Raw genomic sequence first — 22400 nt, forward strand, 5'->3', positions numbered from 1 at the left:
CTGCGTGGACGAGATCGCGGCCCCGGGTGAGGGCAAGGCCCGCAAGCGGCTCAAGGTGCGCCTCCAGCGGCGCTCCAAGGCCTGGATGCGCTCGGGCGCCGTCCTGCGCCTCGGCGGCCGGCTGATCCACGACGCGTTGCGCTTCGTCCATGCGACGCAGAAGCCGCTGCCGGGCTCCAGCGACCACCGCGCGATCCTGGCCGCCCACCACCCGGCGATCGTCGGCCTGTGGCACGGGCAGCACCTTCTCGCCCCGTTCTTCCGCCCGCGCGAACTGCCCTATGTCGCACTCCTGTCGCGCAACGCCGACGCCGAGCTGAACGCCGCCGTGGTGGAGCGCTTCGGCATCGAGACCGTGCGTGGCTCGGGCGGGCGCGTGCGCGAGGCGGCGCACGAGAAGGGTGGCGCCAAGGCGCTGATCGCCCTGAAACGCAAGCTCGCCCAAGGCTTCGGCGTCTGCATGATCGCCGACGTGCCGAAGGGGACGCCGCGCGAAGCCGGGCTCGGTATCGTCACGCTCGCCAAGCTTTCGGGGCGCCCGATCATCCCGAGCGCGGCCGTCACCAGCCGCCGGCGCGTCCTGGAGCGCAGCTGGGACCGCACCACCCTGCCGCTCCCCTTCGGGCGCATCGCGGTCGTCATGGGCGAGCCAATTCATGTGCCGGCGGGGGCCGACGAGGCCGAGATGAAGCGCCTGCGCGAGGCGGTGACGCACGCCATCGAGGCCGCCAACCGGCGCGCCCTGCAACTCGTCGACGGAGGGGCGCCATGAGCGATTTCTGGGCCCGCAAGGCCCTGTCGGCCTACCGTGTCGCGGGGTCGCTCGCCTATCCCGCCGTCGGCTCCTATGTCGCCTGGCGGGCCGCCAAGGGCAAGGAAGAGCGCGGGCGCCGGCGCGAGCGCTACGGCCACCCGTCGGAGATCCGCCCGCACGACCGACCGCTGATCTGGATGCATGCGGCGAGCGTCGGCGAAAGCCTCGCCATCATGCCGCTCGCCCACACGATCGCGCAGGATGGGATCGTTGTTCTGATCACCACGGGCACCGTCACCTCGGCGGTGATGATCGCCGAGCGGCTCGGCCCCAACATGATCCATCAATACGTGCCGCTCGATCTGAAACCCTGCGTGTCGCGCTTTTTGGATCATTGGCAGCCGGATCTGGCTGTCGTCGCGGAAAGCGAGATCTGGCCGGTGACGCTCGGCGAGCTCGCCCGAAGGCGCATTCCGCAGGTGCTCGTCAACGCCCGCCTGTCGGACCGCTCGTTCCAGCGCTGGCGCTCGGCGCCGCGCGTCGCCGAAGCGATCCTCGAAAACTTCGCTCATATCGCCGCCCAGTCCGATGTCGACGGCGAGCGCTATCATCTGCTCGGCGCGCGCTCGGTCTCCGTCGTCGGCAATCTCAAGGCCGATATTGCGGCGCCCCCGGTGAACCGGGAGGATCTGGAAGAAGCGCGGCGGATGATCGGCCTCCGCCCGGTCTGGGCCGCAATCTCCACCCATGAGGGCGAGGAGGCCATGGCCGCCGACATCCATGCGCACCTGCGCGAGGACCGGCCGCGTCTCCTCACGATCATCGTGCCGCGCCATGTGGAGCGCGCCGACGCGCTGCATCGCATGCTGACGGCTCGTGGTTTCCATGTGGCGCGCTGGAGCCAGGGCGAACTGCCCGACCCGACGACCGATATCCTGCTGGGAGACACGATCGGCGACATGGGCTTCTATCTCCGCCTCACCGACATCGCGTTCGTCGGTAAGTCGCTGCTGGCCGAAGGCGGGCAGAACCCCTTGGAAGCGGCGCGCCTCGGCACCGCGATCCTGTCGGGCCGTCTCGTCCAGAACTTTCGCGACATCTATGGTCGGCTTCTGGAGCGGGGCGGGGCACGCATCGTCGCGGACGCCGCCGACCTCGAAGCCACGGTGGCCGAGCTGTTCGCCCATCCCGAAACGCGCCGCACCATGGCGACGGCCGCGCTCGACAGTGTCGAGGAGATGGGCGGGGCGCTCAAGCGCACCTTGAACGCGCTCGACCCCTATCTCCTGCCGCTCCGGCTCGCCGTGTCAATGGACCGGCGCGGCGAGGGGCGATGAAGCTCCGCCCGCCCGGCTTCTGGTTCCGGCCCGCCGGCTGGCAGACCGAACTGCTTTGGCCGGCCGCCGAACTCTACGGGCGCGTGGCCACGCAGCGTCTGCGCGAGGCGCCGCGCCGCGAAGCGGGGGCGCCGACCCTGTGCATCGGCAACTTCACGATGGGCGGCGGCGGCAAGACGCCGACCGCCCTGGCGCTGGCTGCAGCCGCGAAGGCGGCGGGGCACCATCCCGGTTTTCTGACGCGCGGCCACGGCGGCCAGGCGCGTATTCCGCTTCTGGTGGACCGGGAGCGGCACGGCGCGCGCCTCGTCGGCGACGAACCCCTGCTTCTGGCTGACAAGGCGCCCACCGCCGTGTCGCCCGATCGCTGGGCCGGCACCATGCTCCTGCGCCATGCGGGGTGCGATCTCTTCCTGATGGACGACGGGTTCCAGAGCGCCCAGCTTCGCGCCGACCTGTCGCTTCTCGTGGTGGACGGCGCGCGGGGTCTCGGCAACGCCCGCACCTTCCCCGCCGGCCCCTTGCGCGCGCCGCTCCATGCGCAATGGCCGCTGGCGGACGCGCTTCTCCTGGTCGGTGAGGGCGAGGCAGGTCGTGAGGTCGCCGCTCGCGCCGAGCGGGACGGCAAGCCCGTCCACCGTGCCCGATTGGTGGCCGAGGAGGAGGGGTTCTACGGCCTGCGCTGTCTCGCCTTCTCTGGCATTGCCGACCCCTTGAAGTTCCACCGCTCGCTGGCCGAGACGGGGGCGGAGATCGCGGGAACCCGAGACTTTCCCGACCATCATCCGTTCACGGAAGAGGATGCGGCCGCGCTTCTGCGCGAGGCGGACGCGAAGGATCTCGTGCCCGTCACCACCGCCAAGGATCACGTTCGCCTGTTGGACGGCGGACCGGCGGCGCGAGAGCTTGCCGGCCGCGCCCGCGTTCTCGCCGTCGCCCTTCGCTTCGACGACGAGGGCGCGCCGGGGCGCATTCTCGCCGCCTGCCTTGCGGCCTACGAGGCGCGCGCGCCGGCTTCCAGTTCGCGCTGGAGCGAGGCGGCCGGGTCGGCATAGGCTTCCTGGCGCGCGACGCTCCAGTATTTCAGGAGGTCGAGCGGGATCGCCTCGCCCGTCACCGCGCAGCGCACGAAGCTGCCGGGGCGCACCACCTCGAAGTCGCCGTCGCCATAGTGCAGCTTGGCCTCGCCGCCGCCGTCCATCCGGTTCATCATCGTCACACGTCTCGCAGAAAGATCAGGATGCCTTGTGCGGCCGGGCGGGCGTTCAAGTCAACGCCGGCCGAACAGGCGCTCGATATCGGCAAGCTTCAGTTCGATGAAGGTCGGCCTTCCGTGGTTGCAGGTGGCCGAGGCCGGCACGCGCTCCATCTGGCGCAGGAGCGCGTTCATCTCCGCCCCCTGAAGCCGCCGTCCGGCGCGCACCGAGCCGTGGCAGGCCATGGTCGCCGCCACATGGTCGACGCGGTCTTTCAGCCCTGCGCCCGATCCCGTTTCGGTGAGTTCGTCGGCGATCTCGCGAACGAGGGCCCCCGCATCCACCTCGCCGAGCAGCGCCGGCGTTTCGCGCACCATCACGGCGCCGGAGCCGAAGCGTTCCAGATGCAGGCCGAAGCGCTGGAGCGTCTCGGCTTCCGCACAAAGGCGCTCGACCTCCGCCTCCGTCAGGTCCACGACGTCGGGGATCAGCAGCATCTGCGAGGGGAGCGGGCGCGCATGGATCGCCTCCTTCAAGGCCTCGTAGACGAGGCGTTCGTGCGCGGCGTGCTGGTCGATGAGGACAAGGCTGTCGCCGGTTTCGGCGACGATGAACGCCTTGCCGATCTGCGCGCGTGCCGCGCCCAAGGGAAACTCGGCGCGCTCCGGCGGAGCGGGGTCGGCCACGAGCTCGGCGCGCGCCGAGGGCTGGAGGCCGCCGAACGAGGGGCGCGGTGCGCTCCAGCCGGCATCGAGGGGGCGCGAGGGCGAGCGCTCGATCTCGTAGGGCTCATGGGGACGCTCGTCGAAGCCCGCGAACGGGGCGGGACGCGGTGCCGGCCCAGGCTCCGGCGCGGTCCCGCCGCCCGGCCGAAAGCGCGCCATCAGCCCGCTCGCCCCTTCCGTCGAGCCCCGAAGCTCCAGCCGGGCGAGCTCGGCGCGGATCGTGCCGACGATGAGGCCCCGCACGAGGCCGGGGTCGCGAAAGCGAACGTCGGCTTTCGCCGGATGGACGTTGACGTCCACATCGCGCGGGTCGATCGCCAAGAACAGGACGCAGACGGCATGCCGGTCGCGCGGCATCGCGTCGGCATAGGCGCCGCGCAGCGCCGACAGGAGCATCCGGTCGCGCACCGGGCGCCCGTTGACGTAGAGATACTGGTGCTGCGCCGTGCCGCGATGGAAGTTCGGCAGGCCCGCATGGCCGCTCAGATGGACGCCCTCGCGCACCGCGTCCAGCGCGAAGGCGTTGTCGGCGAAGCTGTCGCCGACGATCCCGGCGATGCGCCGGAGCGCATGGGCCTCCTCGACGGCCTCGAAGATCTGGGTCGCGCGATCCTCGCCCGACAGCTCGAACCGGACGCCGGGAAAGGCGATGGCGATGCGCCGGACGACCTCGGTGATCGCAGCGGATTCCGCCCGGTCGCTTTTCAGGAACTTGAGGCGCGCGGGCACGGCGTGGAAGAGGTCGCGCACCTCGATCACCGTGCCGGCCGACAAGGGCGCGGGCCGAGGCCCTTCCTGCCGGCCGCCATGGACAAGGATCTCGTGCGCCCCCTCCGCTCCCCTGGCGCGCGAGCGTAAGGAGAGGCGCGCCACCGAGCCGATCGAGGGCAGCGCCTCGCCGCGGAAGCCGAGCGTCTCGATGCCCTGGAGCCCGGCCTCCATCTTAGACGTGCAATGGCGGCGAACGGCGAGCGGCAGCTCGGACAGGGGGATACCGCAGCCGTCGTCCGCGATGCGGATCAGGCTCTTGCCCCCGCCCGCCGTTGTGATCTCGATGCGCGTGGCGCCGGCGTCCAGGCTGTTTTCGACGAGTTCCTTGACGACGCTCGCCGGCCGCTCCACCACCTCGCCAGCGGCGATCTGGTCGATCAGGGTTTCGGACAGCTGGCGGATCGGCATGGGGCGGCTCGGGGGACGGATCGAAGGGTCAGACATAGGCGCACGCGCCCTTCTGAGCAAACCTTCAGCCGACGCTCTCCACGATCACGGTGACGGAGCGCGCGCCGATCTCGAAGGGCGCGCCGGGCGCGAGGGCTTCCGCCTCCGCCTCCGGCCGGTCGGAGCGGAGCGCGAGGCGAAAGGTGCGTCCCGGGGCGGGTTCGGGCAGGCGAAGCTCGAGCGGCGAGCGGGCGGCGTTGAGATAAACGATGGCGGTCGAGCCCGGGGCCGCGAACCGCGCGCCGAGCCATTGCCGCCCGGCGTCGCTCCATTCGTCCGGCGCCATGGGCTCGCCGCCGGCTCCCAGCCAGACGACGTCCGGCTCGCCCTCGATCGAAGCGCCGGTCAGGAAGGCGAGGCTCGAGAGCGCGGGCGTGTCGCGGCGCAGCTTCGCGAGCCGAGCGGTGAAGGCGAGGAGCGCCTCGTCGGCGGCGTTCCATTCCACCCAGATCGTTTCGTTGTCCTGCGCATAGGCGTTGTTGTTGCCGCCTTGCGTGCGGCCCATCTCGTCGCCGGCGACGATCATCGGGTTGCCGCGCGAAACGAACACGCTCGCCAGAAGGGCGCGAATGTCGCGGGCCCGCGCCGTCAGAATGGCGGGGTCGAAGGTTTCTCCCTCGGTGCCGTTGTTCCAGGAATGGTTTTCGCCGTGCCCGTCGCGGTTGCCTTCGCCGTTGGCCTCGTTGTGCTTTCCCTCGAAGGCGACGATGTCGGCCAGCGTGAACCCGTCATGGGCGGCGACGAAGTTGACGCCGTGGCTGGCGTCGCGCCCGCCGCCGGCGAAGAGATCGGGCGAGCCGGACAGGCGCGTGGCGAGCGCGGAGACAAGCCCCGCTTCGCCGCGCCAGAAGCGCCTGATGTCGTCGCGGAACCGATCCTGCCATTCGAGGAACGGTGTCGGGAAGGCGCCGACCTGATAGCCGCCGGGGCCGATGTCCCAGGGCTCCATGACATGCAGCCGATCCTTGAGGACGGGATCGGACAGAAGCTTTTGCAGGAACCGAGCATCGGCTCGAAACCCATCGGCGCCGCGACCCAGAACCGTGCCGAGATCGTAGCGGAACCCGTCGATGCCGCCGTAGTCCACCCAGGCGCGAAGCGCGTCGATCCCCATTCGCGCCACCGGCTCGGCGGCGAAGTCGAACATGTTGCCGGTGCCGGTGTGGTTGACGAGCCGGTCCGGCTCGCCCGGCGAGGCGGCGTAGTAGGTCGCGTTGTCGAGCCCGCGATAGCAGAGCGTCGGCCCGCCGTGATCGCTCTCGCCGGAATGGTTGAGGACGGTGTCGAGAAGAACGCGGATGCCGCGCGCATGCAGCGCCTCGACGGTGCGGCGCACCTCCGCCCAGCCGCCCGGCGCGAGGCGCGGATCGGGCGCCATGTGCGTCACCGGGTTGTAGCCCCAGGCGTTGGACAGGCCGAGCGCGGAGAGATGCCGCTCGTCGATCGCGGCTGCCAGCGGCATCAGTTCCACCGTCTCGACGCCGAGCTTCTGGAAATGGTCGAGGACGACGGGCTCGGCGAGCGCGCCGAGCGTGCCGCGTAAGGGGGCTGGAACCTCAGGGTGTCGCTGCGTGAAGGCGCGCACCAGAAGCTCGTAGGTGAAGCCCGGTGATGCGAAGGGCAGGGGCGGGCCGGCGCGGTGCGGTGCGGCGACGACGGCCCTCGGCATCAGAGGGGCGGTGTCGATGGCGCGCGATGGCGGGGCACCGAGATGGGGATGGTAGACGAAGGGCCGGTCGAGGCGCAGCGCATAGGGGTCGACGAGGAGTTTGACCGGGTCGAAGCGATGGCCGCACGCGGGATCGAACGGCCCATAGGCGCGAAGCCCGTAGAGCGCACCTTCGCGAAGCCCCGGCACGAAGCCGAAATGCACGTCGCCCGCACGCCCCGGCAGGGTGAGGCGCTCGGCCTCCACGATGCCGGAGGGCTCGAAGAGACACAGCTCGATACGCTCGGCATGGGCGGAGAAGACCGCGAAATGGACGCCTTCGGCCCCGAGGCTCGCCCCCAGCCGCTCCGGGCAGCCGCGCTCCGCCGTGATCCGCCTCATAGCGCGCCCTGCCAATCGCGCACCGCCTGAATAGGATAGACCAGCATCAGGACGTTGAGGGTCAGGTTGTCGCGGATGAGGTACGCGGTCAGGATCTCGAAACCGACGGCGATCGCGACGCTCAGCCACACCGGCAGGCGGGAGGCGAGAAAGAAGCCGAGGATCATGAAGCCGATGTCGGAGACCGAGTTGATGACGCTGTCGCCGTAGTAGTCCAGCGCGATCGTCGCATCGCGGTAGCGCTGAATCACGGTGTCGGTATTCTCGACGATCTCCCAGGCGGCCTCGACGACCGTCGCGATCACGAGGCGCAGCCCCATCGGCTGCCGACGCGCCACGAGATGGAGGACGCCGTAGAACAGGAGCCCGTGGATCAGGTGCGAAGGCGAATACCAGTCCGACAGGTGCTGCGAGTTTTCCGAACTTACGACCTGGCCGTGCCAGAGCTTGACGTATCCGCACTCGCAGATCGGCACGCGGCCCATCGCGAGGAGCACGATCGCCGCCCCCGCCACCACGGCAAGCGTCGCCGCGACGTGCCAGGGCGTGATGCGGCGCGCGGACGCGTTCATCGAAACGGTGCTCAGGTGCGCACGTCCGGTTCGGCGCGCCCCGTTCGCTTCCGGATCTCGCCGATCACGTCGGCGGTCTCGACGAGCTCGCGCAGCGCTTCCTCGACGGACAGGTCGTGGCGGGCAGGGTCGGGCTCAAAGCGCTCGATATAGACGCGAAGCGTCGCGCCGACCGTGCCGGTGCCCGACAGGCGGAAGACGATGCGCGAGCCGCCCGAGAACACGATGCGAACGCCCTGTCCGGTCGAGACCGAGCCGTCGATCGGGTCCTTGTAGGAGAAGTCGTCGGCTTCCGACACGACGAGCGTGCCGAAGCGCTGGCCGGCCATGGAGGCGAGGCGCTGGCGCAGGTGATCCATCAGCTCCTCGGCGGCCGCCTTGTCGACCTCCTCGTAGTCGTGGCGCTGGTAGTAGTTGCGCCCGAACTCGGCCCAGTGCCCCTCCACGATCTCGGCGACCGACTGGCCGCGTTCGGCGAGAATGTTGAGCCACAGGAGCACCGCCCAGAGCCCGTCCTTCTCGCGCACGTGGTCGGACCCCGTGCCGGCGCTTTCCTCGCCGCAGATCGTGACCTTGCCGGCGTCGAGGAGGTTGCCGAAGAACTTCCAGCCGGTCGGCGTCTCGTAGATGCCGATGCTACGCTTCTTCGCCACGCGGTCGGCCGCGCCGCTGGTCGGCATGGAACGGGCGATGCCGGCGATGCCCTTGGCGTAGCCCGGCGCCAGATGCGCGTTGGCGGCGAGAACCGCGAGCGAATCGGAGGGCGTGACGACGATGCCGCGCCCGAGGATCATGTTGCGGTCGCCATCGCCGTCGGACGCCGCGCCGAAATCGGGCGCCGTCGGGCCCATGAGGAGGTCGACGAGCGGGGCCGCCCAGACGACGTTGGGATCGGGATGGCCGCCGCCGAAGTCCTCCGACGGCACGCCGTTGAGAACGGTGCCGACGGGCGCGCCGAGGCGCCGCTCCAGGATCTCGTGGGCGTAGGGACCCGTCACCGCATGCATGGCATCGAAGCGCAGCGTCAGCCCGTTCGCGATGGCGGCCCGGATCTTCCCGAAGTCGAAGAGGGTCTCCATCAGCGCGGCGTAGTCGGCGACGGGATCGACGATCTCGACCTCCATGTCCCCGAGCCGGCTCGTGCCGACCACCGACAGGTCGGGCGCGTCGCCGTCCCAGATGCGGTATTCGGAAATGCCCTGCGTGCGCTTGTAGATCGCCTCCGTCACCCCTTCCGGGGCCGGGCCGCCGTTGGCGATATTGTATTTGATGCCGAAGTCGCCGTCCGGTCCGCCGGGATTGTGCGAGGCGGAGAGGATGATGCCGCCGGCGGCCTTGCGCTGGCGGATGAGGTTGGAGGCGGCCGGCGTCGACAGGATGCCGTTCTGCCCGACGATCACCTTGGCGACGCCGTTGGCGGCCGCCATGCGGATCGCGCGCCGGATCACTTCGGCGTTGAAGAATCGCCCGTCGCCGCCGATCACCAGCGCCGATCCCGCCGGGCGCTCCGCCGCGTCGAAGATCGACTGGAGGAAGTTCTCGGCGTAGTTTTCCTGCTGGAAATGCGGCACCTTCTTGCGAAGGCCCGAGGTGCCGGGCTTCTGGTCGCCGAAGGGCTTGGTCGCGACGGTGCGGATCATCGGCTCTGTTCCTGAAGAAGGCCTTGGTAGAGGTCGGCGTAGCGCCGGGCGCTGGCGGTCCAGGACACGTCGCTGGACATGGCCGTTCGCTGCATGTCGCGCCAGGTGGACGCGTCGGCGTAGAGTTCGAGAAGGCGCGCGATCCCTTCCATCAGCGCCTCGCGCGTGACGGGCGCGAAGATGATGCCGGTGGCTACCCCTGCGTTCTGCGCCGCGAAGTTGGCGTCGATCACCGTATCGGCGAGGCCGCCGACACGGGCGACGACGGGCAGGCAGCCGTAGCGAAGCGCGTAGAGCTGCGTCAGCCCGCAGGGCTCGAAGCGCGATGGGACCAGCAGCGCGTCGGCGCCCGCCTGGACCCGGTGCGACAGGATCTCGTCGTAACCGATGCGAACGCCCATGCGGCCGGAATGGCGCGCGGCGGCCGACAGGAAGGCGCCCTCCAGGAGCCGGTCGCCCGAGCCGACGACCGCGAGGCGGCAGCCGGCCGCGACGATGTCGTCGCAGGCTTCGGCCAGGATATCGAGGCCCTTCTGCCAGGTGAGGCGCGAAACGACGGCCAGAAGCGGCGTGTCGTCCTCTTCCAGCGCGAACTCGGCTTCCAGCGCGCGCTTGTTGATGGCGCGGCGAAACAGGGCGTCGCGATCGAATGGGGCGGCGACATGCGGGTCGGCGTCGGGGTTCCAGGTCTCGACGTCGATGCCGTTGACGATGCCGGACAAGCGATCCTCGCGCCCGCGCAAAAGGCCGTCGAGACCCATGCCGCCTTCCGCCGTCAGAATCTCGCGCGCATAGTTCGGGCTCACCGTGGTGATCCGGTCGGCGGCGCGAAGGCCCCCTTTCAGGAAGCCGACCGAGCCGTAGTATTCGACGCCGTCGACGCTCCAGGTGGCATCCGGCAGGCCGAGTTCGGCGAAGATCGTCTGCGGAAAGGCGCCTTGGAAGGCGAGGTTGTGGATGGTGACGACCGTTGCCGGCCGGTCCGATCCCATGTGTTCGAGATAAACGGGCGCGAGCGCCGCCTGCCAGTCGTGCGCATGGACGACGTCGGGCCGGAACCCCTCCACCGCCCCGGTGCCGATCAGGGCGGCCGCCTTCGACAGGGCGGCGAAGCGCGCCCAGTTGTCCGGGTGGTCGTAGCCGTTGGCCCCGACGTAAGGGCCGCCCGGCCGGTCGAAGAGATGGGGCGCGTCGAGAAGCAGGACGTCGAGCCCGGACACGCTCGTCGAGAGAACGCGCGCCGAACCGCCGAAGAGATCGGGGAAGGCGGCGACCTGCGTTCCGCCCTCGACCTGCGCCAGAACCGACGGATAGGCCGGCAGGAGCGTGCGGGTCCGGATGCCGACGCGCTCCAGCGCCAGCGGCAGGGCGCCGGCGACGTCGGCGAGCCCGCCGGTCTTGATCAGCGGGAAGACCTCCGACGAAACGGAGAGGACTTGGGTCATCCCTGGGCGAGCCGATCGATCATCGGCTGGGTGACGAGGCAGATGCCGCTCGCCGAGCGGCGGAAGCGCTGCGCATCCACGGCTGGGTCCTCGCCGATCACGAGGCCGTCGGGGATGTGGACGCCGCGGTCGAGGATGGCGCGCGTGATGCGCGCGCCGCGCCCGATATGGCAATGGGGCAGTACCACGGCCTCGTTGAGCACGGAGTAGGAGTTCTGCCGGACGCCGGTGAAGAGCAGCGAGCGATGGAGCGAGCCGCCGGAGATGATGCAGTCGCCCGAGACCAGCGAGGAGATCGCCATGCCGCGCCGCCCGTCCTCGTCATGCACGAACTTGGCGGGCGGGGTGACGTCGGCATAGGTCCAGATCGGCCAGTCGCGGTCGTAGATGTCGAGCTGGGGCACGACGTCGGTGAGGTCGATATTGGCCTGCCAGTAGGCGTCCACCGTTCCGACATCGCGCCAGTAGGAGCCGTATTCGGCCTCCGAGCGCACCACGGAGGAGGAGAACGTGTGGGCAAAGGCGGTGCCATGCTTGACGACATGGGGCACGATGTCGTGGCCGAAGTCGCGGCTCGACTGCGGGTCGGACGCGTCGCGGCGCAGCTGCGCGGCCAGGAACTTGGTGTTGAAGACGTAGATGCCCATGGACGCCAGCGCCGTGTCCGGGCGGCCCGGAATGGCCGGCGGGTCGGCGGGCTTTTCCACGAAAGCGGTGATCTGGTTCTTCTCGTCGACATGCATGACGCCGAAGGCGACGGCCTCCATGCGCGGCACTTCGAGGCAGCCGATGGTGACGTCGGCGCCCGTGTCCACATGCTGCTGGAGCATGATCTCGTAGTCCATCTTGTAGACGTGGTCGCCTGCCAGGATGATGATGTATTCGGGCGCGTAGGCCTCGATGATGTCGATGTTCTGGTAGACCGCGTCCGCCGTGCCGGCATACCACTGGTCTTCCGACACGCGCTGCGAGGCGGGCAGGACGTCGAAACTCTCGTTGCGGCCCGGCCGCAGGAAGTTCCAGCCTCGGTTGAGGTGGCGGATCAGCGAGTGCGCCTTGTATTGCGTCGCGACGCCGATGCGCCGGATGCCGGAGTTGATGGCGTTGGACAGGGCGAAGTCGATGATGCGCGACTTGCCGCCGAAGTAGACGGCGGGCTTCGCCCGGTCGTCCGTCAGCTCCATCAGACGCGAACCGCGACCCCCGGCCAAGACATAGGCCATGGTGTCGCGTGCGATCGGTCCCGCGCGCCGGTAGTCCGCCATTCCCGTTCCCTCCATGCGCCCCGCAGCGTGTCGCCCGAATGGGCCTGCCGGGTGAAGGCCTTGTTCAACGACCTTTCACGCTAGGATAGAGCCGGAAAACGAACCTTCCACCAGTGGAAAGGTTCGTTTGGGCACAGAATTTGCGGCACAGGACGCCGGTTCAGGCGTCCGGGCCCGCCTTCCAGATGTCGTGCGCGTATTCGCGGATCGACCGGTCGGAGGAGAACCAGCTCATGCGCGCCGTGTTGCGCACGGCCTTGGCGTTCCAGGCGGCAGTGTCCTTCCACAGGACGTCGAGCTGACGCTGCGTGTCCCAGTAGGCGCGGAAGTCGGCGGCGATCATCCACCAGTCGCGGTCGCGGATGGCGTTCATCAGGTCGGCGTAGCGGCCCGTCTCGCCCTGGCTGAACACGCCGGACTGGATGGACTCGATCGCCGAGCGCAAGAGCGGCTGGCGGTCGATGACGCTCTGCCCGTTGTGGCCCTCACTCCGGAGCTTGGCCACCTCGTCGGCCTTCAGGCCGAAGATGAAGATGTTGTCCTCACCCAAATGCTCCAGCATCTCGACGTTCGCGCCGTCGAGCGTGCCGATGGTGAGCGCGCCGTTGAGGGCGAACTTCATGTTGCCGGTGCCGGACGCTTCGAGGCCGGCGGTGGAGATCTGCTCCGACACGTCGGCCGCCGGCATGATGATCTCGGCGAGCGACACGTTGTAGTTCGGGATGAAGACGACCTTCAGAAGGCCGCGAACGGTCGGATCGGAGTTGATGACGCGCGCGACGTCGCCGGCCAGATGGATGATCTCCTTGGCCTGCGCGTAGGAGGGCGCGGCCTTGCCGGCGAAGATCTTGACGCGCGGCGTCCAGTCGAGATGGGGCAGCGAGCGGATCTGCTCGTAGAGCGCCACCGTTTCCAGGATGTTGAGGAGCTGGCGCTTGTACTCGTGGATGCGCTTGACCTGGATGTCGAAGATCGCCGCCGGGTCGAGCGTGATGGCGAGCCGCTCCTGGACGAGGGTGGCGAGGCGCTGCTTGTTCTCGCGTTTGACGCGCACGAACTCGTCGCGGAAAGCGGCATCCTCGCTGAACGGGTCGAGCTTGGCGATTTGGGTGATGTCGTCCTTGAAGCTAGATCCGATCGTCTTCTCGATCAGGCGCGTCAGGCCCCGGTTGCATTCGAAGAGCCAGCGGCGCGGCGTGACGCCGTTGGTCTTGTTCTCGATGCGCGAGGGGTAGAGCCTGTGGAGATCGTGGAACACGGTCTCCTTCATCAGCTCGGTATGAAGCGCCGACACGCCGTTCACCGCGTGGCTGCCGACGAAGGCGAGCTGGCCCATACGAACGCGCCGCCCGTTGCCCTCGTCGATCAGGGAGATCGCCGAGATCGTGGCGTCGTCGAAGCCCTGGCCCTGCGTCGCCTCGCGCAGGACCCCTGCGTTGATCTGGTAGATGATCTGCATCTGGCGCGGCAGGAGCCGTTCGAAGAGATGGATCGGCCAGGTTTCCAAGGCTTCCGGCAGAAGCGTGTGGTTGGTGTAGGAGAAGGTCGCGCGGGTGATCTCCCAGGCCGCGTCCCATTCCATCCCGTGGATGTCGACGAGAAGGCGCATCAGCTCGGCGACCGACACGGCCGGATGCGTGTCGTTGAGCTGGATCGCGACCTTGTCGGCGAGATTCGTCAGGTCGTCGTACTGGGCGAGGTGGCGGCGGATGATGTCCTGGAGCGAGGCCGAGGAGAAGAAGAACTCCTGGCGCAGGCGCAGCTCCTGGCCCGCCTGATGCGAATCGGCGGGGTAGAGGACGCGGGTGATCGCTTCCGCCTTGTTCGCCTCCAGAAGCGCGCCGATATGGTCGCCCGCGTTGAAGGCATCGAGGAGGATCGGGTCGAGCGATTGCGCGCTCCAGAGGCGCAGCGTGTTGACGTGGCCGCCGCGCCAGCCGACGGCCGGCGTGTCGTAGGCGACGGCCAGAACCCGTTCGGCCGGGCGCCAGACGGAGCGCAGGGTTCCGCCTTCCTCGACCTGTGTCACCTTGCCGCCGAAGCCGATCTCGTAGGAGCTTTCGCGGCGCTCGAACTCCCACGGGTTGCCGTGCTTCAGCCAGGTTTCGGGCAGCTCGACCTGCGCGCCGTCGACGATCTCCTGGCGGAAGAAGCCGTGGACATAGCGAATGCCGTAGCCGTAGCCGGGCACGCCGGTGGAGGCCATGGATTCCATGAAGCAGGCGGCGAGGCGCCCGAGGCCGCCGTTGCCGAGCGCCGCGTCCGGCTCCAGAAGCTCGACGAGGTCGAGCTCGACGCCGTAGCGCGCCAGCGCCTCGCGGATCGGGTCGGTGAGACCGAGATTGGATATCGCGTCGCGCAGGAGGCGCCCGATCAGGAACTCCATCGACAGGTAGCAGACCCGCTTACCCTGCGTCTGGTAGGTCTCGATCGTGGAGTCGAACCAGTTGTCGATGATCCGGTCGCGGACCACGAGCGTGGTGGCTTCCAGCCAGTCGTGCAGGCGCGCGGCGCCGGTCGTCTTGCCGATCGAATAGGTGAGCTTCTCGACGATCTCCTCGGCGATCGTGTCGGCGTCGTTGAGGCGGGGCTTGGACTTGTCGCCCACGGGAAGCTGAGCGGGCGTCGCTTTGAGAGTGGCGGCGGTCATGGGGATCTCAGGTTCGAAGGTTGGCGATGGCGGCGACGAGGCCGGCGGTGGAGGAGTCTCGCCCTTCCGTGGATGTCTCGCCCTGGATGACGGGCAGGAGGCCGGTGGCGAGTTCCTTGCCGAGCTCGACGCCCCACTGGTCGAAGGCGTTGATGCCGAAGAGCTGCGCTTCCACGAAGACGCGGTGCTCGTAGAGGGCGACGAGGCGGCCGAAGGCGAAGGGCGTCAGCTTGTCGTGCAAGATGGTGATCGAGGGGCGATCGCCGGAGAATTCGCGGTGCGGGGCGATGCGCTCGGCTTCCGCTTCCGAGCGGCCGGCGGCCAGGAGCTGCTGGCGGGCTTCTTCCTGCGTGCGGCCCTTCATCAGTGCTTCCGACTGGGCGAGGCAGTTGGCGAGAAGCAGGTCCTGGTGGACGCGCAGCGTCGGGTCGTTCTCGTGCGCGTTGGCGCCGACAATGAACTCCACCGGCACGATGTCGGTGCCCTGGTGGAGAAGCTGGAAGAAGGCGTGCTGGCCGTTGGTGCCGGGCTCGCCCCAGACCACGGGGCCGGTCGGCGTCGGCGTCGGCCGTCCGTCGAGGCCGACATGCTTGCCGTTGGATTCCATGTCGAGCTGCTGGAGATAGGCCGGCAGGCGCGACAGGCGCTGGTCGTAGGGGATGATGGCGCGGGTCGGATGACCTTGTGCGACGCGATGCCACCAGCCGGCGAGGCCGAGAAGGATCGGCAGGTTCGCCTCGGCCGGTGCGTCTTTGAAGTGGCGGTCCATGTCGCGGGCACCCTCCAGCACCTCGCGGAAGCGCTTCGCCCCGATGGCGATCATCACCGGCAGGCCGATCGCCGACCAGACGGAATAACGCCCGCCGACCCAGTCCCAGAAGCCGAAGGTGCGCTCTTCGCCGATGCCGAAGGCGCCGACCTTGTCGAGCGCCGTCGAGACGGCCGCGAAATGTGCGCCGACCGCCGCTTCCCCGAGTTGACCCGCCACCCAGGCCCGAGCGGTCTGCGCGTTGGTCATCGTCTCGATCGTGGTGAAGGTCTTGGAAGCGACGATGAAGAGCGTCGTCTCGGCTGCCAAGCCCTTCAACGTGTCGGCCAGATGCGCGCCGTCGATGTTGGAAACGAAATGGGTGCGCGGGCCGTCATGGTAGGGCGCGAGCGCCAGCGCCGCCATCACGGGGCCGAGGTCGGAGCCGCCGATGCCGATGTTGACGACGTCGGTGATCGCCTTGCCGGTCGCGCCCTGGATCTCGCCGGAGCGGATGCCTTCGGCAAAGCGCGACATGGCTTCGAGCACGGATTCCACCTCGGCGCCGACCGCTTGGCCATCGACGGCAAAGCCGTCCTCCGGGCGCGCACGGAGGGCGACATGAAGCACGGCGCGGTTCTCGGTGGTGTTGATGCGTGCGCCCGCATACATCGCGTCGCGCCGCGCCTCGACGCCGACCGTTCCCGCAAAGGCGAGCAGGGCGCCGAGATCGTCGGCGGAAAGGGCGGTCTTCGAAAGGTCGAGGAGAAGGTCGTCATGGCGGAACGACAGTTTGCGGAAGCGCTCGGGGTCGGCGGCGAAGAGGCTCCGGGCGCCGGCCTTGGCGGTCGCCTCGCCACGGGCCTTCAACTGATCCACGGCGGCGTTCAGGGCAATCGTGTCGTTCACGCGGTTTCGTCCATCGCTTGGGGCCCCGGCCGACGGGCGCGGGTCGTTCGAGCGTCGGAGGATAGTGCGTTTTGCGGCAGCGCCCAACAATTTCGCCGGGAAAGGGCGCCGCCGCGTCCCACTGTCGTCAGACGCGCCCTAGATGGTAGCGCGCGACGATTGCCGAATTGCTTCCGGAAAAGGGTTAGCCGACGGCAAAGACGCCATCGGCCGAAAGGAATGTCAGGTCCGAAGACCGGCGAGCTTCTCGATCGCCTGATCGAGGGTTTGCGACAGGGGGTCGATGCCGTCCGCACGGTTTTCCGCGTCCACCCGGCGCTTCCATTCGGTCAGGATCGAATGCTTCTCCGAAGATCCCAGGTCGTCGTGATCGACCACGGCCATGGGCGATGCGAAGGACGTGCCGTCCTCGCGATCGAACTTGGCGTGCTTGAGAGATTCGGTGCTCATCGCGTCCACTCCTGACAGAACAATGGGAGCGAAACGCGAAGAGGATGCCCGGAGTTGCGGAGGCCGATCAGTATTCCTTCTCGTAGAACACGCCGACCTCGCCGCCGCCATTAGCCGTCACGGCGGCGCGCGCCTTGATGTCGGCCCCCAGTTCCAGGTCGATCGATACGCGGCCGGTGGAATCGACGCCGACATAGGTGTTGTCGTTGAGATAGCGCCCGACGCCCACCGCCGCCTGGCCGTCGGCCGTGGTGCGCACGTCGATGTCGTCGACGCCGAGCTGCGAGCGCAGATTGTCGAGAAGGCCGGTGGAGCCGCCGACGCCCGCCAACTGCGCCGCCGCGCTCGCCAGCTGCGCGATCTGGAGCGGCGAAAGGTCGGCCGTGCCCTGACCGAAGATCAGCCGCGCCAGCACCTCGTCCTGCGGCAGGGCAGGGGAGGAGGTGAAATTGAAGGCCGGACTGTTGGCAGGTCCCGTGATGGCGATGTAGACGGTCACCTCGCCGGTGTCGGAGGAGGCCAGGAAATCCAGCGTCGGCACGAGATTGCCGTCGAAGGTCAGGCTCGCGCGCTGGAAGTCGAGACGGCGCGACAGGAGCTGGAAGCGCCCGCGCTGCAACTCGAAGCCGCCGGCGATGCCGAGATTGGACACCGGCCCGGTGATGCGGATCGTGCCGCCGAGCTCGAGATCGAGACCCCGGCCGCGCACGAAGACGCGGTTCGGCGCGTTCAGCGTCACGTCGAGGCGGATACCGCCGCTGGCACCGCCTCCGCCGCCCGACCCCTTCGGGTCGATCTCGCGGATCTGCTGGAGAACGGCCGGCGGCGTGTTGCGCCGCTTGAGGTCGATCTGCGCCACCGAACTCGGCAGGTTGTCGGGCACGAGAATGCCGATCTCGCGCGCGTCGATCGTGCCGGCGAGAAGCGCGTCGCCGGTGAGCGGCCCGACAAGCGTCAGCCCAGCGTCGAGGCGCACCGACACGAGTTCGCCGTCGGCATAGCGCCCGTCGGCGACCCGGATGCGCAAGTCGGCGGGAAAGCCGGGTGTGAGCCCGACCGTGCCGGACACGTTCACCGTGCCGCCGGCGCCGAGCTGCGCCGACACGTTGTTCAGCGTCGCCGTCTGCCCGTTCAGCGAAACTTGCGCGTTGATATTGTTGACCGCGAGATTGAGACCGGTGTCGACGAATGAGGCACCGGCCGTCGAGATCGTGCCCGTGACGTTCGGCTGCGCCGCCGTCCCCTGGACACGGGCGTTCACCGCCACCGTGCCTTGAACCGAACGCCCGCCTTCGGCCAGAATCCGGTTGGCCAGCGACAGGGGCGCCGTGCCGTTCAGGGCGAGGTCGAAGGACGGCGTGCCGGCGACGCCGACCGAGCCGTTGGCGGTGAAGGCGAGGCCGGAGCCGGACAGCGAGCCGTCCACGGTCACGCGGTTGTCGACAAAGGCGCCGCGCGCGGCGATGTCGAGCGGGCCGACGCCGGCTTCGCGGGTCTGCGTCACGGAGAAGCCGGACAGGCGGAGATCGTACTCAGCGTTCGGCGCGGACAGAGTGCCGGTGGCGCGCGCCGTCCCGTTCAAGGTCCCGGTCGGATCGATGCCGGAAGCGGCGGCCGAGGCGAGCGAGGCCGGCACGTTCTGAAGCGTGACGTTGAGGTCGAGCCGCTGGCCGACCGTGCCGGACGCAGTGACCAGCCCTGAGCCGAGGTCGATGCGCGCCGTCTGCAGCGTGGCGCTGTTGTCGGCGAACGAGCCTGCGGCCGTGGCGTCGATCGAGGGCGCGCCGGCCGCGCGCGTCTGCGCCACCGAAACGCCGGCCGCACGAAGATCGAAGGTGGCGGCGGGACGCTGGATCGTGCCCGTGGCGGCGAGTTGACCCGACAAGGTGCCGCGCGCGTCTAGATCCGGCTGCACCGCGTTGGCGAGCGCCACGGGAAGCTGGTCGAGAACCACACGCAGGTCGAGCGCGCGGCCGACGCTGCCCGAGGCTTCCAGCGAGCCCTGTCCGGTATCGACGCGAGCGCGCTCGAACCGGGCGGTGCCGTCCGCAAACGAACCGGCGACGTCGAGCGCCACGCGCTGCACGCCGGCCTGCCGGAGCGGAGCGGCGGAAAGGTCGTTGCCGGTCAGCTGGAACGTCGCGCTGGGGTCGGCGATCGTGCCGGTGGCCGCGGCCGTGCCGTTGATCGTGCCGCGCGCGTCGAGGCCGGGGCGAACACCGTTGGCGAGCGCCAGCGGCAGGTCGGCGATCCGAAGCTGAAGGTTCAAGGCCCGGCCGACCGTACCGGTCGCCTCGATGCGGCCCGACCCAACCGAGACGAGCGCCCGATCGAGCTGCGCCGTGCCGCCGCGATAAAGACCGGCAAGGTCCAGCGACAGCGGATCGACGCCCGCGCGGCGAACTTCCGTGGCGGTGATGCCGCGCCCGGTGATGTCGAAGGTGACGGCGGGGTTGGCGAGCGAGCCCGTGGCCTGTGCCGTGCCGTTGATCGTACCCTCGGCGCCGAGACCTTGCACGAAGCCATTGGCCAGCGCCACGGGAATGTCGGTCAGGTTGAGATCGAGGTCGAGCGTCTGGCCGACCGTGCCGGTGGCTTCCACTGATCCGGTGCCGAGATCGACGCGCGCGGCGCGCAGCGTCGCCGTGCCGTCGCGGAACTGTCCTGCCAACACCGCATCGACCGCTCGGATGCGCGCGGCGCGGGTCTGCGAGGTCGCGATCCCATCGGCGCGAAGATCGAAGTCGAGATCGGGCGCCGCCGAGAAACCGCCGACCGAGACCGTGCCGCTGGCGGTCCCGGCCGCATCGAGGCCCGCCACGAACGGGTTGGCGATGGCGAGCGGGAAGCGGTCGAGCGTCAGGTCGAGATCGAGCGCGTCGCCGGCCGATCCGGACAGAGCGAGCGAGCCCGACCCGGCGTTCAGCCGGATTTCGCTTAAAGTCGTGCGGAGCGAGCCGAGCGTCACCGTCGCGGGGGCGGCGAGCGCGAGGCGCGCGTCGGGAATATCGGCTTCCAGCCGGCGAAGCGCGATCACCGTGCCGGCGTCGGTGAAGGCGAGATCGCCGCCGATCTGCGTGGGAACGTCGTTGAGCCGGGCGGATGCGTTCAGCGCCGTTGCGCCGTTGATTTCATCCAGCGAAGCGTCCAACGCCTCGACCGTGAAACCGCCGGCGTTCAGCGACGTGGCGGCGATGGTGCCGGCGGCGCGCGGTGCCGTCAGGTAGTCCGTCGCGCGCAGGCGGATGCGGGCACCGCGAAGCGCAGTTTCGCTCCCGTTGCGCGCTAGGGTCAGCGCGTTGCTGCCGAGGTCAAAATCGGCCACCGGCGTTCCGCCGTTGCCGATCGCAAACTGGGCCGTGCCGTTCAGGTTGCCGGTGCCGGTCTGGCCGGCGAGCGCCAGAAGCGTCGAGACGTCGGGCAAAGCCAGGCGAAGGTCGCCGCTCGGGCGGTTTTCGCCGTCGAGCGACACGGTGCCCTCGATCCGGTTCTCGCCTTGACGAAGCAGGAGATTGCGAAGGAATCGCACGCCGTTCTCGGTGGCGAGATCGGCTGTGAGGTCGAGAGGCGTGTTGTCGAGCGACCCGTTCACCGCGATCGTGCCGGACGGCGCGTCGGGCGCGAACGTGCCCTGAATGCGGGCCTGAAGGTCAGTCAGCCGGCGCCCGATCACCTCGAGATCGTCGGCGGATGCGGTGAGATCGATCGCAGGCGCGCCGGTCGTTCCCGACGCCTTGAGGTCGAAGCTCGCCTGCCCGTTCAGCGCCGCGTCTGCGATCGCCGCCTGGTTGAGCTGGCCGGTGATCGCGGCCGCGACTTCCTCGCCGGTCAGGCTGGCCGAGCCGGACAGATCCAGCGCGTCGCCGTCGACACGGAAATTGTCGAGGCCAAGCGAGCCGTCGGCCGCGCGCCGCGCGTCGCCCGCGATCGCCACCCGTTCGCCGACATAGGGCACGGCGTCGGTGGACAGGGCGGCTGTCTCGAAGTCGCTGTCGATCCGCAGCTGGAAGGTGGAGAAGTTGAGCGCGGCGTTGCCGGACAAGGCGAGATTGGCGGCGGCCGTCGTCAGCTTCGCCGCGTTGAAGGCGAGCCCGTCGGCCGTCAGCGCGCCGTCGGCGTTGAGGGCGATCGGCCCTTGGAGAACGCGGGTCGCGATGCCGTCCGGCACGGAGGCCGAGCGGGCGGCGAGTTGGATGGCGGCCGGGCCGACGAGGTTGTTGAGGTCGAAGCCGGTGCTCGTCGCGTTCAGCGTCACCTCGTTGGCGACGTAATCCTCGAAGCCGGCGGTGCGCGCGGTGGCGGCAAGGCGCAGCGCGGCGGAGGAAAAGCCGCCCTGGAGTGCGGCGTCGAGCGAGGCGATTTCCAGCGAAGTGCGCGCGCCGTCCGACCCGAAGCTCAAGGGGACCGGGTTGGCCGCGTCCGTGCGAAGGGCGAGCGTCAGATCATTGCCCGCTCCGTTCCGGTCGAGCGTTCCGGACGCGGTGACGTGGAGCGGCCCGGACTGGAGGCGCCCCGCGTCGATCGCGACGACGCCGTCGGTCCGCACGAGGACGTTGGCATTCAGCGCCAGATCGTCGCCGACGATGCCCTGGTAGGCGAGCGGCACGAAAGGGGCGGACAGGGCGGTGAGATCGACGCCGATCCGGCGGCCGTCGGCGCCGTTCTCCACCGTCGCACGCAGCGTCGCGGCCCGTTGCGAGCCGAGGTCCAAAGTCCCGTCGGCGGCGAAATCGTCGAAGGGCCCGGATCCGTTGATGCCCAAGGCGACGGGCGGCGCGCCCGGCAGCTTCAGGAGGCCGGCGACGATGCCCCCCGCCGGCTCGCTGGCGTTGATCGCGATCTCCAGCCGGTTGGCGTCCGGCTGGAAGCCGAGCTTCAGGGCGATGTCGCCCGGCTGGTCGAGGCGGCGGATCGTGGCGCTGGCGTCGAGCTGGGCCGGGTCGGGCTGCAGCGTCAAGGCGGCTTCCGCCGACAAGCGGGCGGGGATTCCGGCCACCGCCTCGCCCAGCACGAACTCGTTGATCGCGATGCGCCCGACATTGGCGGTGATGGAGGGGAGGGAGAAGCCGCCGGACTCCGTTTCCTCCGTCGTCGGTGCCGCAGCGCGCGGCAGTCGGTCGAGGGTGATCTGGCCGGCCGACAGGTTCTCGATCGAGACGTTCTTGCGCACCAGCGCGAGCGGCGACCAGTCGAGCGCGAGATCGCGCGCCGTCAGCCACACGCCGTCGCGGTCGGAAACCGTCACCTCGTCAATGCGCAGCGCGCCGCTGAAGGCGCCGCTGAGACCCTGGATGCGGACCTGCCGGTCCTCCGTCGACAGGAGGTTCTCGATCTGGCCGGCGAGGAACTGCGCGTGGGCCGGCTGGGCGGCGAGAAGCGCGCCGGCGAGGAGAGCGACGAGACGGAGCTTCAGGAGAACGGAGGCGAGGAATCGCGTCATG

Annotated in this window: 14 protein-coding genes; 3 read left to right on the forward strand and 11 right to left on the reverse strand. The window is 69.4% G+C overall.

What is annotated here, in order from left to right; genetic code table 11:
* Window positions 1-4 precede the first annotated feature (4 nt).
* From H7A85_RS14805 to lpxK, 3 genes are read left to right on the forward strand one after another with little or no spacing between them, the layout of a single operon-like run.
* On the forward strand, window positions 5-772 hold the full coding sequence (locus tag H7A85_RS14805) for a lysophospholipid acyltransferase family protein (RefSeq protein ID WP_244631209.1): 768 nt from the start codon (window positions 5-7) through the stop codon (window positions 770-772).
* Complete coding sequence (gene waaA, locus H7A85_RS14810) at window positions 769-2091, forward strand: lipid IV(A) 3-deoxy-D-manno-octulosonic acid transferase (protein WP_182086724.1); 1323 nt, start codon at window positions 769-771, stop codon at window positions 2089-2091. Before H7A85_RS14805 ends, waaA begins: the two co-directional genes overlap by 4 nt.
* On the forward strand, window positions 2088-3146 hold the full coding sequence (lpxK, locus tag H7A85_RS14815) for a tetraacyldisaccharide 4'-kinase (protein WP_182086725.1): 1059 nt from the start codon (window positions 2088-2090) through the stop codon (window positions 3144-3146). The genes waaA and lpxK overlap by 4 nt, the downstream gene beginning before the upstream one ends.
* Here lpxK and H7A85_RS14820 read toward each other — a convergent pair.
* The 11 genes from H7A85_RS14820 to H7A85_RS14870 form a co-directional block, all read right to left on the reverse strand.
* Window positions 3086-3304 (reverse strand): DUF2093 domain-containing protein, encoded by a 219-nt coding sequence (locus tag H7A85_RS14820; RefSeq protein WP_182086726.1) that lies wholly within the window; start codon window positions 3302-3304, stop codon window positions 3086-3088. The two genes, lpxK and H7A85_RS14820, sit on opposite strands and share 61 nt — an antisense overlap.
* A 57-nt stretch (window positions 3305-3361) precedes the next feature.
* Entirely contained in the window at window positions 3362-5191 is a 1830-nt protein-coding gene (gene mutL, locus H7A85_RS14825; RefSeq protein ID WP_182086727.1) for a DNA mismatch repair endonuclease MutL, read from the reverse strand.
* Between the two features lie 64 nt (window positions 5192-5255).
* Entirely contained in the window at window positions 5256-7280 is a 2025-nt protein-coding gene (glgX, locus tag H7A85_RS14830; RefSeq protein ID WP_182086728.1) for a glycogen debranching protein GlgX, read from the reverse strand.
* A complete protein-coding gene (locus tag H7A85_RS14835) occupies window positions 7277-7852 on the reverse strand; it encodes a DUF2585 domain-containing protein (protein ID WP_182086729.1) in 576 nt (191 codons plus the stop codon). Before H7A85_RS14835 ends, glgX begins: the two co-directional genes overlap by 4 nt.
* A gap of 11 nt (window positions 7853-7863) precedes the next feature.
* Window positions 7864-9492, reverse strand: a complete 1629-nt coding sequence (locus tag H7A85_RS14840) for an alpha-D-glucose phosphate-specific phosphoglucomutase (RefSeq protein WP_182086730.1) — start codon at window positions 9490-9492, stop codon at window positions 7864-7866.
* A complete protein-coding gene (gene glgA, locus H7A85_RS14845) occupies window positions 9489-10937 on the reverse strand; it encodes a glycogen synthase GlgA (protein ID WP_182086731.1) in 1449 nt (482 codons plus the stop codon). The genes H7A85_RS14840 and glgA overlap by 4 nt, the downstream gene beginning before the upstream one ends.
* Window positions 10934-12202: a glucose-1-phosphate adenylyltransferase gene (gene glgC / locus H7A85_RS14850; RefSeq protein WP_182086732.1), complete on the reverse strand. Its 1269-nt coding sequence runs from the start codon at window positions 12200-12202 to the stop codon at window positions 10934-10936. The genes glgA and glgC overlap by 4 nt, the downstream gene beginning before the upstream one ends.
* A gap of 160 nt (window positions 12203-12362) precedes the next feature.
* Window positions 12363-14852, reverse strand: a complete 2490-nt coding sequence (locus tag H7A85_RS14855) for a glycogen/starch/alpha-glucan phosphorylase (RefSeq protein WP_182086733.1) — start codon at window positions 14850-14852, stop codon at window positions 12363-12365.
* A 7-nt stretch (window positions 14853-14859) separates the two neighbouring features.
* Window positions 14860-16479, reverse strand: coding sequence for a glucose-6-phosphate isomerase (gene pgi / locus H7A85_RS14860; RefSeq protein WP_244631218.1), 1620 nt, complete (start codon window positions 16477-16479; stop codon window positions 14860-14862).
* Window positions 16480-16731: 252 nt separating this feature from the next.
* On the reverse strand, window positions 16732-16959 hold the full coding sequence (locus tag H7A85_RS14865) for a hypothetical protein (protein WP_182086735.1): 228 nt from the start codon (window positions 16957-16959) through the stop codon (window positions 16732-16734).
* A gap of 67 nt (window positions 16960-17026) precedes the next feature.
* A complete protein-coding gene (locus tag H7A85_RS14870; RefSeq protein ID WP_182086736.1) occupies window positions 17027-22399 on the reverse strand; it encodes a translocation/assembly module TamB domain-containing protein in 5373 nt (1790 codons plus the stop codon).
* Window position 22400: the final 1 nt, after the last annotated feature.

It is taken from the genome of Aureimonas sp. ME7 (assembly GCF_903970965.1).
Classification (GTDB): Bacteria; Pseudomonadota; Alphaproteobacteria; order Rhizobiales; family Rhizobiaceae; genus Aureimonas.